This is a genomic window from Cobetia amphilecti (assembly GCF_032923285.1).
GTDB classification, from domain to species: Bacteria; Pseudomonadota; Gammaproteobacteria; order Pseudomonadales; family Halomonadaceae; genus Cobetia; species Cobetia amphilecti.
This window is the reverse complement of the sequence record NZ_CP136695.1, coordinates 2,113,253-2,126,578: the sequence shown is the minus strand read 5'-3', so window position 1 is coordinate 2,126,578 and position 13,326 is coordinate 2,113,253. Positions and strand designations below refer to the sequence as shown.

15 protein-coding genes are annotated in these 13,326 nt (G+C 63.0%); 7 read left to right on the top strand and 8 right to left on the bottom strand.

Annotated features, from left to right (window positions below; genetic code table 11):
* Window positions 1–32: 32 nt before the first annotated feature.
* The gene (locus tag R1T44_RS09150; RefSeq protein ID WP_317291900.1) at window positions 33–833 is read left to right on the top strand and encodes a putative hydro-lyase; all 801 of its coding nucleotides are present in this window, start codon (window positions 33–35) and stop codon (window positions 831–833) included.
* On the opposite strand, the gene R1T44_RS09145 is transcribed toward R1T44_RS09150, so the two are convergent.
* Window positions 820–1,011 (bottom strand): hypothetical protein, encoded by a 192-nt coding sequence (locus R1T44_RS09145; protein ID WP_317291899.1) that lies wholly within the window; start codon window positions 1,009–1,011, stop codon window positions 820–822. The two genes, R1T44_RS09150 and R1T44_RS09145, sit on opposite strands and share 14 nt — an antisense overlap.
* On the opposite strand from R1T44_RS09145, the gene R1T44_RS09140 reads away from it, so the two are divergent.
* The 5 genes from R1T44_RS09140 (at window position 1,010) to R1T44_RS09120 (ending at window position 6,321) form a co-directional block, all read left to right on the top strand.
* Window positions 1,010–2,056: a TRAP transporter substrate-binding protein gene (locus R1T44_RS09140; RefSeq protein ID WP_286173725.1), complete on the top strand. Its 1,047-nt coding sequence runs from the start codon at window positions 1,010–1,012 to the stop codon at window positions 2,054–2,056. The two genes, R1T44_RS09145 and R1T44_RS09140, sit on opposite strands and share 2 nt — an antisense overlap.
* 193 nt (window positions 2,057–2,249) lie before the next feature.
* On the top strand, window positions 2,250–2,855 hold the full coding sequence (locus R1T44_RS09135; protein ID WP_054555982.1) for a TRAP transporter small permease subunit: 606 nt from the start codon (window positions 2,250–2,252) through the stop codon (window positions 2,853–2,855).
* The gene (locus R1T44_RS09130) at window positions 2,855–4,135 is read left to right on the top strand and encodes a TRAP transporter large permease (protein ID WP_317291898.1); all 1,281 of its coding nucleotides are present in this window, start codon (window positions 2,855–2,857) and stop codon (window positions 4,133–4,135) included. Before R1T44_RS09135 ends, R1T44_RS09130 begins: the two co-directional genes overlap by 1 nt.
* Before the next feature lie 114 nt (window positions 4,136–4,249).
* The gene (locus R1T44_RS09125) at window positions 4,250–4,933 is read left to right on the top strand and encodes a DUF2848 domain-containing protein (protein WP_052384353.1); all 684 of its coding nucleotides are present in this window, start codon (window positions 4,250–4,252) and stop codon (window positions 4,931–4,933) included.
* The gene (locus R1T44_RS09120; protein WP_317291897.1) at window positions 4,930–6,321 is read left to right on the top strand and encodes an amidase family protein; all 1,392 of its coding nucleotides are present in this window, start codon (window positions 4,930–4,932) and stop codon (window positions 6,319–6,321) included. Before R1T44_RS09125 ends, R1T44_RS09120 begins: the two co-directional genes overlap by 4 nt.
* A 99-nt stretch (window positions 6,322–6,420) precedes the next feature.
* Here R1T44_RS09120 and R1T44_RS09115 read toward each other — a convergent pair whose 3' ends face one another.
* From R1T44_RS09115 to R1T44_RS09085, 7 genes are all read right to left on the bottom strand, one after another.
* Complete coding sequence (locus R1T44_RS09115; RefSeq protein WP_175090282.1) at window positions 6,421–6,849, bottom strand: RcnB family protein; 429 nt, start codon at window positions 6,847–6,849, stop codon at window positions 6,421–6,423.
* Window positions 6,850–7,254: 405 nt separating this feature from the next.
* Window positions 7,255–7,692, bottom strand: a complete 438-nt coding sequence (locus R1T44_RS09110; protein WP_153635609.1) for an RcnB family protein — start codon at window positions 7,690–7,692, stop codon at window positions 7,255–7,257.
* A 215-nt stretch (window positions 7,693–7,907) separates the two neighbouring features.
* Window positions 7,908–8,303: a VOC family protein gene (locus R1T44_RS09105; RefSeq protein ID WP_175090283.1), complete on the bottom strand. Its 396-nt coding sequence runs from the start codon at window positions 8,301–8,303 to the stop codon at window positions 7,908–7,910.
* A gap of 157 nt (window positions 8,304–8,460) precedes the next feature.
* Window positions 8,461–9,474 carry a zinc-binding alcohol dehydrogenase family protein gene (locus tag R1T44_RS09100; protein ID WP_175090284.1) on the bottom strand — a complete coding sequence of 338 codons (1,014 nt, stop codon included), beginning with the start codon at window positions 9,472–9,474 and terminating at the stop codon, window positions 8,461–8,463.
* 336 nt (window positions 9,475–9,810) lie between these two features.
* On the bottom strand, window positions 9,811–10,977 hold the full coding sequence (locus R1T44_RS09095; RefSeq protein WP_317291896.1) for an L-dopachrome tautomerase-related protein: 1,167 nt from the start codon (window positions 10,975–10,977) through the stop codon (window positions 9,811–9,813).
* 152 nt (window positions 10,978–11,129) lie between these two features.
* On the bottom strand, window positions 11,130–11,858 hold the full coding sequence (locus R1T44_RS09090) for a glycine betaine ABC transporter substrate-binding protein (RefSeq protein WP_175090286.1): 729 nt from the start codon (window positions 11,856–11,858) through the stop codon (window positions 11,130–11,132).
* A 118-nt stretch (window positions 11,859–11,976) separates the two neighbouring features.
* Window positions 11,977–12,267, bottom strand: a complete 291-nt coding sequence (locus tag R1T44_RS09085) for a putative quinol monooxygenase (protein WP_175090287.1) — start codon at window positions 12,265–12,267, stop codon at window positions 11,977–11,979.
* Window positions 12,268–12,389: 122 nt separating this feature from the next.
* Here R1T44_RS09085 and R1T44_RS09080 point away from each other — a divergent pair, with 122 nt between their 5' ends.
* Window positions 12,390–13,292, top strand: coding sequence for a LysR family transcriptional regulator (locus R1T44_RS09080; RefSeq protein ID WP_043332149.1), 903 nt, complete (start codon window positions 12,390–12,392; stop codon window positions 13,290–13,292).
* Window positions 13,293–13,326 lie beyond the last annotated feature (34 nt).

Sequence of the window (13,326 nt, the reverse complement as noted above, 5' to 3'; positions counted from 1 at the left end):
AGACAACAACAACTTCACAAGAAGCCCCTACGATGCCCCAGACACTTCTCAGTGCCGCGTCGTCCCCCCGCGAGGCGCGCGAGCAGATCCGCAGCGGTCATTGGGCCAGCCACACCAGCGGTATCGCTGCCGGCTACGCCCAGACCAACCTGATCATCCTGCCAGCCGAGGCTGCCGGCGAATTCCTGCAATTCTGCCAGGCCAATCCCAAGGCCTGCCCGTTGCTGGATGTCACGACCGTCGGTTCTCACGCCCCGACAGGGCTCGGTGAGAACATCGACCTGCGCCATGACCTGCCGGCCTATCACATCTATCGTCACGGCAAGCTTGAGGAAACGCGCGAGGATATCGCCGCCCTTTGGCAGGACGATTTCGTGGCGTTTTCCATCGGCTGCTCGTTCTCGTTCGAAGAGGCGCTGCTCAACGAGGGTGTCGAGGTTCGCCATACGCGCCTGAAGCGCAACGTGCCGATGTATCGCACCAATATCCCGCTGATCAGTGCCGGGCGCTTCCACGGCAACCTGGTGGTATCCCTGCGCCCGATGTCGGCGGCGCACGCCATTCGCGCGATCCAGATCACCACCGACATGCCTCGTGTGCACGGTGCCCCCGTCCATCTGGGCGACCCCGCCTTGATCGGTATTTCCGATATCGAAAGCCCCGACTTCGGCGATACGCCTACGCTTGAGACAGGCGACCTGCCGGTATTCTGGGCCTGTGGCGTCACGCCACAACTGGCGCTGGAGAATGCCCGACTGCCATTGGCGATCGCGCATAGCCCGGGCCACATGCTGATTACCGACATTCCCAATCATCGTCTCAAGTACGGATGACCTGCTGCCGGGCATGAGAGAAATCCGCACTCATCACGCCCGGCGCAGTGCAGGGACGCACCGCGAATCGAAACACAGCACAGCACAGGACAGCGGCGGGAAAGAAATACCCCGCAAAGATGCAACCGACAGGCTTTTCCGATAACACCAGATGCACAACAACAATGGTGATTCCCATGAAGACACGTTTTGCCCTCTCCGCCCTTGGTCTCGCACTCGCCGCGGCCGGTAGCGCCAATGCTGCCGATACCCTCAACGTGGTAGGCAGCTGGAGCAGCCTGGAGCTCAACCGTCAGTTCGAGAAGCCGTTCTGGAGCGAGACCCTCCCGACCGCCAGCAGCGGTGAACTCAGCACCCAGGTGACCACCTTCGATCAGATGGGCATCCCCGGCTCTGACGTCTATCGCTATCTGGGCGATGGTGTCTTCGATGTCGGCATGACCGTGGCCGACTACACCGTGTCCGATGCGCCGGAACTCGAAGGGCTGGACCTGCCGATGATGGCCCCCACTGCCGAGGAAGCGCAGCAGGTCGCCGAGGCCTTCCGCCCCCTGGCGGAGTCCACCATGAACAAGCGCTTCAACAGCCACGTGCTGGCGATCGTGCCGTATCCGGCTCAGGTGCTGTTCTGCAACACCCCGATCGAAGGGCTCGATGACCTGCAGGACAAGAAGGTGCGTGCCAGCGGCCGCTCCACCGGTGAGTTCATCGAGGCGCTGGGCGCACAGAGCCTCAACATCGCCTTCAACGAGGTGCCCGGCTCCCTGGAGCGTGGCGTCATCGACTGCGCCGTCACCGGTTCGCTCTCCGGCTACAGCGCCGGCTGGCATGAAGTGTCCAGCCACCTGATGCCACTGCCGCTGGGTGGCTGGGATTACGTGATCACCGCCATCAATCAGGACAAGTGGCAGGGCCTGGGCGCCGAGACCCAGACACTGATCCAGCAGCAGGTGGATAGCGAGTTCACCGCACCGGTGTGGGAAAACGCACGTGGCGAGACTGCACGTGGCGTAGCCTGCCTGACCGGCGAAGGCGATTGCCCGCTGGGCAAGAGCGCCGACATGACGCTGGTCGACTTCAGCGATGACGACGCCAAACGTGCTCGTGCGGCGCTCGAAGACACCGTCCTGCCTGCCTGGGCGGCGCGTGTCGATGCCGAGACCCGCAAGACCTGGAACGAGAGCGTCGGCAAGGTCGTCGGCCTGACCGCTAGCGCGGAGTGATCCAACGGCACCTGCTCACCGAAGCCTGTTCGCGAGCAGGTGCCGATAGCCCCGCCCTGTCCCGACGTGGCAGACATGTTCCCCAGAGACGTAGCGCTGAACGACTCGCGCCTGTGTATTCAAGCGCAAGCTTTCAAAAGCAGGCTTTCTCGAGAAAGCGGCCTTCGTTCAGCGCCCCAGCAGGACCCGACTCATGAACTCCTTCCTTCACGCACTCGATGTCCTCGTGTCACTGACACGCGCGATATCACGCCACGCCGCACGCCTGATGGGCCTGTTGCTGCTGGCCGTCGTGGTCTTCATCGGCGCCGAAATCCTGATGCGCCAACTGTTCAATCATCCGCTGCCCGGCGTGCACGAATATGCCGGGTATGTGCTGGCGATGCTCTCGGCGTGGGGCCTTTCCCACACCCTGATGGAGCGCGCCCACATCCGTATCGATGTCGTGCACGGCAAGCTGCCGGCCTTCTCGCGCCACACCCTGGATATCCTCGCGATGCTGGCGCTGAACCTGGTGGCCTGGGTGATTCTGATCAATGCCTGGCCGGTGCTCGGCAAGTCGTTGAGCAACGGCTCCACCGCCAACACCCCGCTGGCGACACCGCTATGGATTCCGCAGCTGCTGTGGCTATCCGGTTATGCCTGGTTCGCGATCACCACCAGCGTGCTGGGACTGCGCGTTCTCGTTGCCGCCTGTCTGCGTGATACCACCACGCTCGAGACGCTGGCCGGCCCCGATCACGGAGAAAGCGAAGGGGCTCTGGCCCAGGCTGCCTCCACGACCAAGGAGACTCGCTGATGTTGGGCTTTCTTTCGGTGGGTATCCTCACCCTGCTGCTGGCCGGCATTCCCGTTGCGGTCACCCTCTTCCTGCTCGCCTTCGGGATCGACCAGTTCTATTCCTTCTTCCCTCTGACCAAGGCGCTGGGCCAGAACCTGTGGTCTGCCGCGGACTCCTTCCTGCTGATCGCGATTCCGCTGTTCGTGCTGATGGGCGAGGTCATCGTGCGCGCCGGCATCGCCGAGAAGGCCTACCGCGCCATGGACCACTGGCTATCGTGGCTGCCGGGCGGCCTGCTGCACGCCAACATCACCACCTCGGCACTGTTCTCTGCGACCTCCGGCTCCTCGGTGGCGACGGCGGCGACGGTCTCGACCGTGGCACTCCCCCAGGGCAAGAAGCTCGGCTATGACGCCAAGCTGTTCTGCGGCAGCATCGCCGCGGGCGGCACCCTGGGCATCCTGATTCCGCCGTCGATCAACCTGATCGTCTATGGCTTCCTGACCGAGACCTCCATCCCGAAGCTGTTCATGGCCGGCCTGGTGCCAGGCCTCGGCCTGGCGGCGCTGTTCATGCTGGCCTCGCTGCTGCTGTGTGTCTGGAAGCCGTCCCTGGGCGGCCCGCGCCAGAGCGCCAGCTGGAGCACCCGCATCAAGAGCCTGTCGTTCCTGCTGCCGCTGCTGGTGCTGTTCATCGTCATTGTCGGCTCCATCTATCTGGGCTGGGCGACGCCGACCGAAGCCGCCGCCATCGGCGTGCTGGCCTCGCTGGGCCTCGCCGCCATCAACCGCTCACTGAATCTGTCGATGATCAGCCGCGCGCTGGATGGCACCGTCAAGACCACCTCGATGATCCTGTTCATCATCATGGCGGCCTCCTTCCTCAACTTCGCGCTGGCCTCCTCCGGCATGGTCCAGCAGGTCACCGGCCTGCTCGAAGCCTACGACCTGGGGCCCTTCGCGCTGCTGATGGCGGTGATCGCACTGTTCATCGTGCTCGGTTTCTTCATCGAGACCCTGTCACTGATGGTCATCACCATTCCCATCGTCACCCCGCTGATCGCAGCGGCCGGTTACGACAAGGTGTGGTTCGGCATCGTGATGATCCTGTTCGTCGAGCTGGCCCTGATCACGCCGCCAGTCGGCCTGAACCTCTACATCGTGCAGGCCTCACGGCGTGGCGAAGCCTTCGCCGACGTCATCATCGGCACCCTGCCGTATCTGGGCGCGATGCTGGTGATGGCCGCGCTGCTGGTGGCCTTCCCGCAGATCGCGCTGTGGCTGCCTTCGGCACTGTAAAGCCGCTTTTGCCTGACACCTGCTGGCAAGCCGGCAGGTGTCATTGACGCAACACCGTTCACTCAAGACTTCTTGCACAGAACAACGACAACCCCCGATAACGGAGCGATTCCCATGCTGACCTTTACCCATGACAACGGCGAATTCACCCTTGATGTCCAGCGCGTCGCGATTGCCGGCTGGGCCGGACGCGACCAGGCGGGCGTGCAGCACCATATCGACGAGCTCAAGCTGCTGGGCGTGGCGCCGCCCTCCCAGACCCCGCTGTTCTACCGCGTGACCCGCGAGACCCTGACCCAGGCCTCTCAGGTCGCGATGCTCGGCGGCGAAGGCTCCGGTGAGGTCGAGACCTGTCTGGTCAGCGACGCCGAGGGCACCCTGTGGGTGACGATCGCCTCGGACCACACCGACCGCAAGCTCGAAGCCGTCGGCGTCGCCGAATCCAAGCAGCTGTGCGCCAAGCCGATTGCCCGCCACGCCTGGAAGCTCAGTGAGGTCATCGACCACTGGGACAGCCTCGAGATCGAAAGCGAGATCGAAGACGCCGGCAAGACCGTGCGCTATCAGCAGGGCACTCTCGCTGAGCTGCTGCCGGTCGCCACCCTGATGGAGCGCCTGCCGGCCGGCATCGCCAAGGACGGCAGCCTGGCCCCCAACAGCGTGCTGCTGTGCGGCACCGTGCCGGCGATCGGTGGCATCCGCCCCAGCCCGAGCTTTACCATGCGCCTGATCGACCCGCAGACCGGTCGTCGCATCGAGCACCGTTATGAGGTGGAAGAACTTGAGGTGGTGGCATGAGTGATGAGCACAAGCGCCTTGAACAGGCGCGTGAATTCTGGGCACGCCCGCCCCGCCAGCGCAGGTTGACGCAGTTGCTGGCCGCCTATCAGACAGGCAGTTTCGGCCCCGAGCAGACCGCCACGGTGCTTGCCGAGCGCCATCAGGCCCTGGGCGAGAGCGCCAGCCACAGCATCATCAGCCGCGATGATGCTGGCATGAGCGTGCAGGCCGCCGCTCAGCAGCAACTCAAGGCGGCTGCGACGTCGTTGCCGCTGGGGGGTGTTCCGGTCTCGATCAAGGACCTCTTCGACGAAACCGGCATGACGACGCTGGCAGGCTCGCGGGCACTGGCAGGAAGCCAACCAGCCGATCAGGACGCTGTGGCGCTGAGCCGCCTGAAAGCCGCCGGTATCCTGCATGCCGGCCGCACCAGCATGAGTGAGTTCGCGTTCTCTGGCCTGGGCCTGAACCCGCATGTCGGCACGCCGCCCAACCCCTTCGATGGCGAGCGCATCACCGGCGGCTCGACCTCCGGCGGTGCCGCCTCCGTCGCCTTCGGGCTGGCAGCCGCGACCCTGGGCAGCGATACCGGCGGCTCGCTGCGGATTCCGGCGGCCTTCTGTGGCCTGACGGGCTTCAAGCCGTCACAGGCCAGCGTGCCGGGAGATGGCGCCTTCCCGCTGTCACCTAGCCTGGACTGCATCGGCCCCATCGCGCCCAGCGTCGCCTGCTGTCGCCGCCTGTGGGAAGTCCTGAGCGGTGAGGTCGCTGACGCGACGCCGCTCACTCGCCCGCTGACGCTGCTGGTGCCGGAGAGCGAGCTGGTCAGTGAAGTGGATGCCGATGTGGCCGCCGACTTCGCCGCCCTGCTGGAACGGCTCGAGGGTCTGGGGGTTCGCCTCCAGCGTGCGCCGGTCGAGGCCATCGAGGCCGCTTACGCCATCAATCAGCGCGGCGGGCTGGTCATTCCGGAAGCGGCCGCCGTGCATCACGAACTGCTGGCCGCCCACGAAGCCCAGTATGATCCGCTGATCGCCGAACGCCTGAACGGCGGGCGCGACATCACCTCCAGCGAGTATCTGGCACGCCTGTGGCCGCGCACCGCCATCCAGCAACGCTTCGCTCAGCAGGTGCAGGACGTCGATGCGGTGCTGATGCCGACCGTTGCCATGCGTGCTCCGCGTCGTGACCTGCTGGAGCAGGATGGCGCGCTCTTCGCCCAGCTCAACAAGCGCGCGCTGCGCAACACCAACGTCTTCAACTACCTGGATGCCAGCTCGATCTCGATTCCGGGGCCGGCACCACAGAACGAAGAACCGCTGGGCCTGATGCTGTCGCGCCCTCAGGGTCAGGATGTGGCGCTGCTGCGCGTCGCCCAGGCGCTGGAGACACTGCTCACGCAATAGTGCTGTGCCGGCTTAGCTCAGCAGCGGCCGAGCGCAAAAACGCAAAAGGGGCCTCCAGATGGAGGCCCCTTTTTCATGACGCGGACAGTCTGACTGTCCTCAATGATTGAGAATGATCGCGGTAATGGCACCACCCGCCACGGCCGCCAGCACATAGCGACCATCGATATTCAACCAGCGATGCCCCTGCGGCGGCGCAGACAGCTTGTGAGCACGCCAGTCACTCACCCAGTAACGCTTGTTGGAGTAGTAGCTGCGCGGCACATGGTCGCCACGACGCCAGTTGTGTGACTTCTGACCTTGATGCCTGGCCTGCGCCTGATGCTTTTGCTGATTATGGCGCTGAGACTGGTCGTGACGCGTCTGCTGCTTTTTCTTCTGATGGCCATTGCCGTGGCTGTTGTGCTGGTTGCCTTGGCTGTTGTGTTGACCGCCACGATTATCGCGGTCGTTGGGCGATGCCTGCGCCAGCGACGCGGTCATCAGGGTGAAGATCATCATCATTACGGTCAGGGTGCGATTGCGCATGTCTGGCCTCCTCGTCGTACTCGGCATCAAGGAATGCCGAGGCTGTGAATCAGGGGTCATGAAACGGAGTCATGAAACGGGGTCATGAGACAGAGTTAAGAAACAGTGTTAACAAACGGTATGAGAGAACACTATCGCCTCGTGTTCGCCACGGCAAGCCAGCGCGCCAACCTCCACTTTTGCGCACAATTCGCAACGACTTGTCGCCAGTTGACGCATCCTTGTTGCGCAATGACGACATCGAGAAGCAGACATTCGTAATGGTTGATATGGCGCGCCATGGCGCGTAGCAAGCATTGATGCCTGCGCATTGCATGGCCGCAAGGGGGTGGGTGCCCCATCAGAGCGTCGCCAGATGAGGACAGCTTGCATCAGAGATAGGTAATGTCATCGCTGCCCGGGGCATCACTGTTCGAGCACGATCTCATCGATGACATGGCTTTCGGTATTCATCAGCACGAAGGCATTCTTGAGCTGCAGCCAGCGCTGGTTGGCGCCGGGTTCCGAGAGCTTGTGCTGCTGCCAGTTCTCGACCCGAAGACCATCATCCCGGGCGACAGTGTCCGGCACCTTGCCGCCCCGCTTCCAGACATGTGCCGGCGAAGCCTCTGCCACCGCTTTCTTCTCAGCCAGCTTTTCCTGGTGCTGGATCTTCTTCAATTCCCGCATCTGTTGCGCCTGAACGCGCTGCGCCTTTACCTGACCTTCCAGATCATGATGCTTCTGGCGCAGCCGCTCCTCGTCCTTGTCATCATTGCCGTCACCCGCCGAGTCAGCCTGCACGAGGCCAGCACCCAGCAACGACAACACCAGGGTCAGTACCGCAAATGACCGCTTCGCCATGTTGGCCTCCTCGGCTGATTGCGTATGCGTGCGATGTGCTGAGTCCAGCTCAGGCCATCTTGCTGACGGCTGGACACCCTGCGTTCCAGATCGCCATTCCCTACCATCAGCTTATCGCGTCAGCGGCGCAATTTGCGGTTGGAAAACGCGTGATCTACACGCTTTCCTCAAGTCTGGCAGCCACTTGGCGCCAGATATGACCTCCTAGAGCCAGTTCAGGCCACGGCGCGGCAGGGTGCGGTGGCAAAATCGAGATGTAGATGATTGCCGTCCGGGTCTCGCATGTGCAGTTGCACAAGCCCGCCATCCGCGAGCGCGATCCGCTGATAGTGCGTACGGGACGCCGCCAGGCGCGCCTCGAATGCCTCGATATCCGTGGCGGCAAGCGAGAAATGCTCAAGCCGGAGACTGGCATCACTGCTGATCGCTGACAGGCAACCGATGTCGATGAGATGGATGACCGCCACCTCCCCGGCGTAAAGCCAGGCACCGGCGAAGGGAAAATCGGGTCGCGGCCCGCTGTGCAGCCCCAGCACATCGCCATACCACTGGAGCATGGCACTCAGCTGTCCGGTTCGCAGGTTCACATGATCAAGGCGCTGTATGCCCATGACAGGGTTCCATCATTGTATCAGCCACCCGGCACTCCCCAGCAGACAAGGCGGCTTGTGAGTGCCGGGTGGCAATGAGAGTGTCTTTCACGAAAAGGAGTGCGACCGGTTGCCCGGCCGCACTCCTTTCACATCACCGCCTCGACAGTGGCTTCGATCAGAAGCCTTCGAGGACGATCTTGCCCTTGGCCTTGCCGCTTTCCAGCAAGGCATGCGCGCGCTTGAGGTTCTCGGCGTTGATGGTGCCGAAGGTTTCCGTCGCGGTGGAGGTGATTCTGCCAGTGTCCAGCAGACCCGCCACCTTGGTGAGAATCTCGCCCTGACGCGTGATATCGGCGGTAGTGAACAGTGAACGAGTGAACATCAGCTCCCAATGGATGGAAACGGCCTTGGGCTTGAACGGCACCACATCGAGGGTCTCCGGGTCATCGATCATGCCGAAACGGCCCTGCGGCGCGATCAATTCGGCGACCTGCGGCGCGTAGTGCTCGGAGAAGTTGGTCGAGAACACGAAGGCCGGTGCACCGATGCCCAGCGCCTCGATCTGGGCCGGCAGCGGCTGGCTGTGGTCGATGACGTGATGCGCGCCCAGTGACTTCACCCACTCGCGGGTCTGGGGACGTGACGCCGTGGCGATGATGGTCAGGTCGGTCAGCTCACGCAGCAGCTGGATGGTGATGGAGCCCACGCCACCGGCCCCGCCGATGATCAGGATGGCACGTGCAGCACCCGGCACCGGCTCGGTGACACGCAGACGATCGAACAGCATCTCGAAGCCGGTCAGCGTGGTCAGCGGCAGCGCAGCCGCCTCATGGGCCGCCACGGATTTGGGCGCATGGCCGACGATGCGCTCATCCACCAGGTGGAATTCGCTGTTGGTGCCGGCGCGGGTGAGATCACCGGCATACCAGACCTTGTCGCCCGGGGCGAAGGCCGTGACCTGGTCACCGATGGCGACGACTTCGCCCACGGCGTCCCATCCGATGACGGCAGCTTCGCCGGCGGCCGGCTCGCGGCTCTCACGAATCTTGTAATCCACCGGATTCACAGACACCGCGGCAACCTTGACCAGCAGGTCGTGACCGGTGGCGACCGGTGTCTCGAGTTCGATATCAACCAGGGCGTCGTCACGATCAACGGAACCGGCAACGTAGTAACCAATGGCTTTCATCAGAGTCTCTCCTAAAGATCATGTCAGTCACGGCAGCACTGAAAGGCCGTGCCGTGATGCGATGACAGCATGTTAACTCTCTGGCCTTGGCGTAAAAACAGCCCATGACCGCAAGGTTAATCCGGATAAAGCGGATAATGTATCGCGAGTTTGCGTGTTGCGTGCAGGGAGACGCCGACGGGTCATCGGCTTGCGATGCGAGATGCGCCGGCCAGACACAAAAACGACAACGCAGGACGGTCGTGAGACACGTCCTGCGCAGATCACAGGTTAGCGAGGCAGCCATGACGCCAAGGCAATGAGTTGCCCGAGGACCAAGTCCCAAGGGAGCAAGGGTCAGTTGGCGGGTGTCAGCTTGAGCAGGTAGTAATGCTTGTCACTGCCATCCACGCCCTGATTGAGTGCCGGATGGGCGTTCAGCTGGTTGGTGGTGAGGTAGAGACTGCCATCCGGCGCGAAGGCGAAGCCATCCGGCCAGCGCAGACGCTCGTCATCCTGGGCGATCACCGACATGCCCTCCGGCGATGAGAAGGTAAGTGCGTTGTGCTCCGCGTCACCGGCGATGATGCCGCCGCGCTTGGCATCGAAGATGAAGCCATCATTGGGGCGCTTGGGGGCGTAAGGCGTGATGGCGCGAGCCAGTTCCGCCTCAGTGGCAGTGTCATCGGCCAGCTCAGCCGCCGGCAGGCGATAGATCTCACTGCCGTTCACGCCACCGAAATAGACGACGTCGTCCGCCGGATCGAAGGCGATGGCGTTCAAGCCCAGGTACCAGGGCTTCGGCTCACCATTCTTGTCGCCCTTGGCCGCCATCAGATGGCCATTGATGACCATGTCGTGTTCCACCGGCATCAGCCTTTCATCGCTCTGCAGCACGCGACGCGTCTTGCCGCTGGCGATATCCACCACCACGAAGGCCGGTTTCATGCTGGAGGCCGGAGCGGTAAAGGTCATGTCAGCGATATAGATCTTGCCGCGCTGCTCATCGATGACGAAATCCTGCAGGAAGGAGATCGGCAGCACGCTGTCACCGGCAAGCGAAATCACCTTCTGGAGCGAATCACTGCGGGTATCCCAGCCCACCAGCTTGGGCGCACTGTCCTGGCTGCCCATGTCGAGCATCCACACCACGCCCTGACTGTCGGAGTGCACGCCGATGATCGAGGCGATGCCGACCTCGCCCTTTTCCGGGCCATCGGCCCAGTCCAGGTTCGGGAACGGCACACGCTTGCCGTCCTGGGTGATCTCGACCACGCGCAGCGCCGGTGCATCGAGAGGCTGCTGGGACATGATCAAGCGGCCATCCGGCGTGAAGGTGATGTTGCCGGGGCGGGTGTCCGAATATTCGGCGACGGTGGTCAGCGTGCCGTCGCGCAGGGAGGCGGCTTGCGCATTCTGGGGGGTCACGGCCGTGCTGTCAGCGGCCGCCTGCGCGGCGCCGGCGACAGTGGCAACGCCCAGCGAGGCGATGAGAATGGCTGTCTTGAGGCGAGAAAACGGCATGGGGGCTCCTTGCCCGCCGGTTGGCGCTGTGCGCTGCACCGGCAGGGTCGATGATGATGAGATGAAGAGACTGGGCGGTGACGTGGCCATCGCCCGGGATTTGTCGAGATTCAAGCGAGATAAATCAGGTGCGATAAATCAGGTGCGATAAATCAGGCGCGGCGACGCAGGTCGTCTTCCAGTTCGCTCAAGCGAGGATTGCCGATGTAGAGCTGAGAGAGGTCCTTGAGGGCCGCGGCGCCGATGCGCATGCGAGCCTCCTTGCGCACCACCAGCGTGGCGTCATCCTGGGTACCCAGAAGCCCCTTGGGCTCCTTGAGGGCGCGAATCCGGTAGCGGTGATGCAGAAACTGCGGATGCCACAGCGGCACCACGACCCAACGTCCCTGCACCACCGCCGCTTCGTAACGATCGAAGCAGTCCGCTTCGCTGCCGGTGCGGAAGACATACCCGGCGGCGTCCAGACCATATTGCTTGATCATCTCGGCCGAGAAGCGACTGATGCCGGCCCCCGGATTGATGCCCTGGATGATCAGCTCCATCTTGCTGAGCGCCGGTTCCCGCAGCAGGTCCGTGACGCTTGCCACCGCGCTTTGTGGCACGTAATCCGGCACTCCCCAGATGCAATACGGCTCATAGATGACGGCGATCTTGTCGACGTCATCCAGCATGGGGGCCAGGTAGGTCTCATGACTCGACGGCAACCAGGCGGAGGCCAGAATGTCGACCTCCCCTCGCCCCAGCATCGCGAAGGCCTCTTCGTGGGGAGCAGAGGCGAAGGTCACCTCATGGCCGTGGCTCTCCAGAACACGCGCCACTTCCCGAGCACTGGCCTCATGGAAGGACAACGCGATATGGCCGATACGGATGGGGTCTGTCATGACTGCCTCGAGTGGGTTGTTGAAAGAGAAAGAAAGCGAGCAGGCCTGCATGGCCGCGGTGGTAAGCCAGGGCCTTTATCCAGGGCCAGAGCCCATATCCAGGGCCCAGGCCCGCCTCTCAGTCGAAGGCCGTCATTTCATGCAGGGTGAATTCGCTGACCGCGCCTTCGGTCGCTGCCACATACTTTTCCAGGTGTGGGGCCTGCATGTGCTGCTGCCAGAGTTCCCGCGAGGCCCAATTCTCATGAAAGGTGAAATGCGCCGGGTTATCGTTGTTCTGGTGCAGGGTGTAGCCAAGGCAGCCTTCCTCGGCACGGGTGATGGGCACCAGTGCCAGAAGCGCTGCCTTGACCTGCTCGATCTGGTCCGGCTTGGCATGGATATTGGCGATGACGGTCAGCTGGGTCATGAAAGACACTCCGTGGCGTGATCGGGAAGCTTGAGTTGCGCAAGCGATGTGGTCATCCTAGCCACAAGCCTCATCCGTATAAACATCCAACTTACGCAAAGATAATTCGGAAAAACCGTACAATGCTGCTGGATAATATCGCCCTGTTCCTGACCATCATCGAGAAAGGCAGTCTGACCGCCGCAGGACGCGAGACGGGGCTGTCGCCCACCACCGTGTCCGAGCGCCTCGCCGCGCTGGAAGCCCATTACGGGGTGGTGCTGCTCAACCGCACCACGCGCGCCATCAGCCTGACCGAAGAAGGCCGGACACTGATGGAAGAAGCTCGCGGCCTGCTCGACAGCGTCTCGGAACTGGAGACCCGCATCCGCCTGGGCGCCCAGACTCTCACCGGCCGCATTCGCGTCAGTGCGCCGAGCGACCTGGGCCGCAATGCCCTGTCACGCGCCATCACCGAATTCCAGCATCTGCACCCCACCATCGAGATAGAACTGCTGCTGTCGGACAGCTACGTGGATATCGTCGGCCAGGGGATCGATCTTGCCCTGCGCTTCGGCACCATCATGGACAGTACGCTGCGCGTGCGGCATCTGGGCCAGAAACGCCGCCTGCTATGCGCCTCCCCCGCCTATCTGGCGCAGCATCCTGCGCCGCTGACGCCGGTGGACCTCAAGCACCACAACTGCCTGGTGATGCGCTTCGGCAAGAGCCTCGACAACGAGTGGCGCTTCGGCAGCCACAAGGTGCCGCAGATCGTCACCGTCAGTGGCAACCGGATCGCCAATGACGGCGAACTGGTGCGCCAGTGGTGCCTGGAAGGGTTGGGCATCGCCCTGAAATCGGAAGTCGATGTGAAGGAGGATCTGCGTGCGGGTCGCCTGATCGAACTGCTGCCGGAACATGCCGCGCCGCCCTCGCCGCTGCAGCTGCTGTTTCCGCCGGCGCGCGCCCAACCTCGTCGCGTGCAGGCATTTGCCCAGCACCTGGTCGAGACCTTCAGCGAATCACTATCGCATCCGCAATAGCCTGAAACGCAAAAGCCCCCGGCAACCAAAGGCT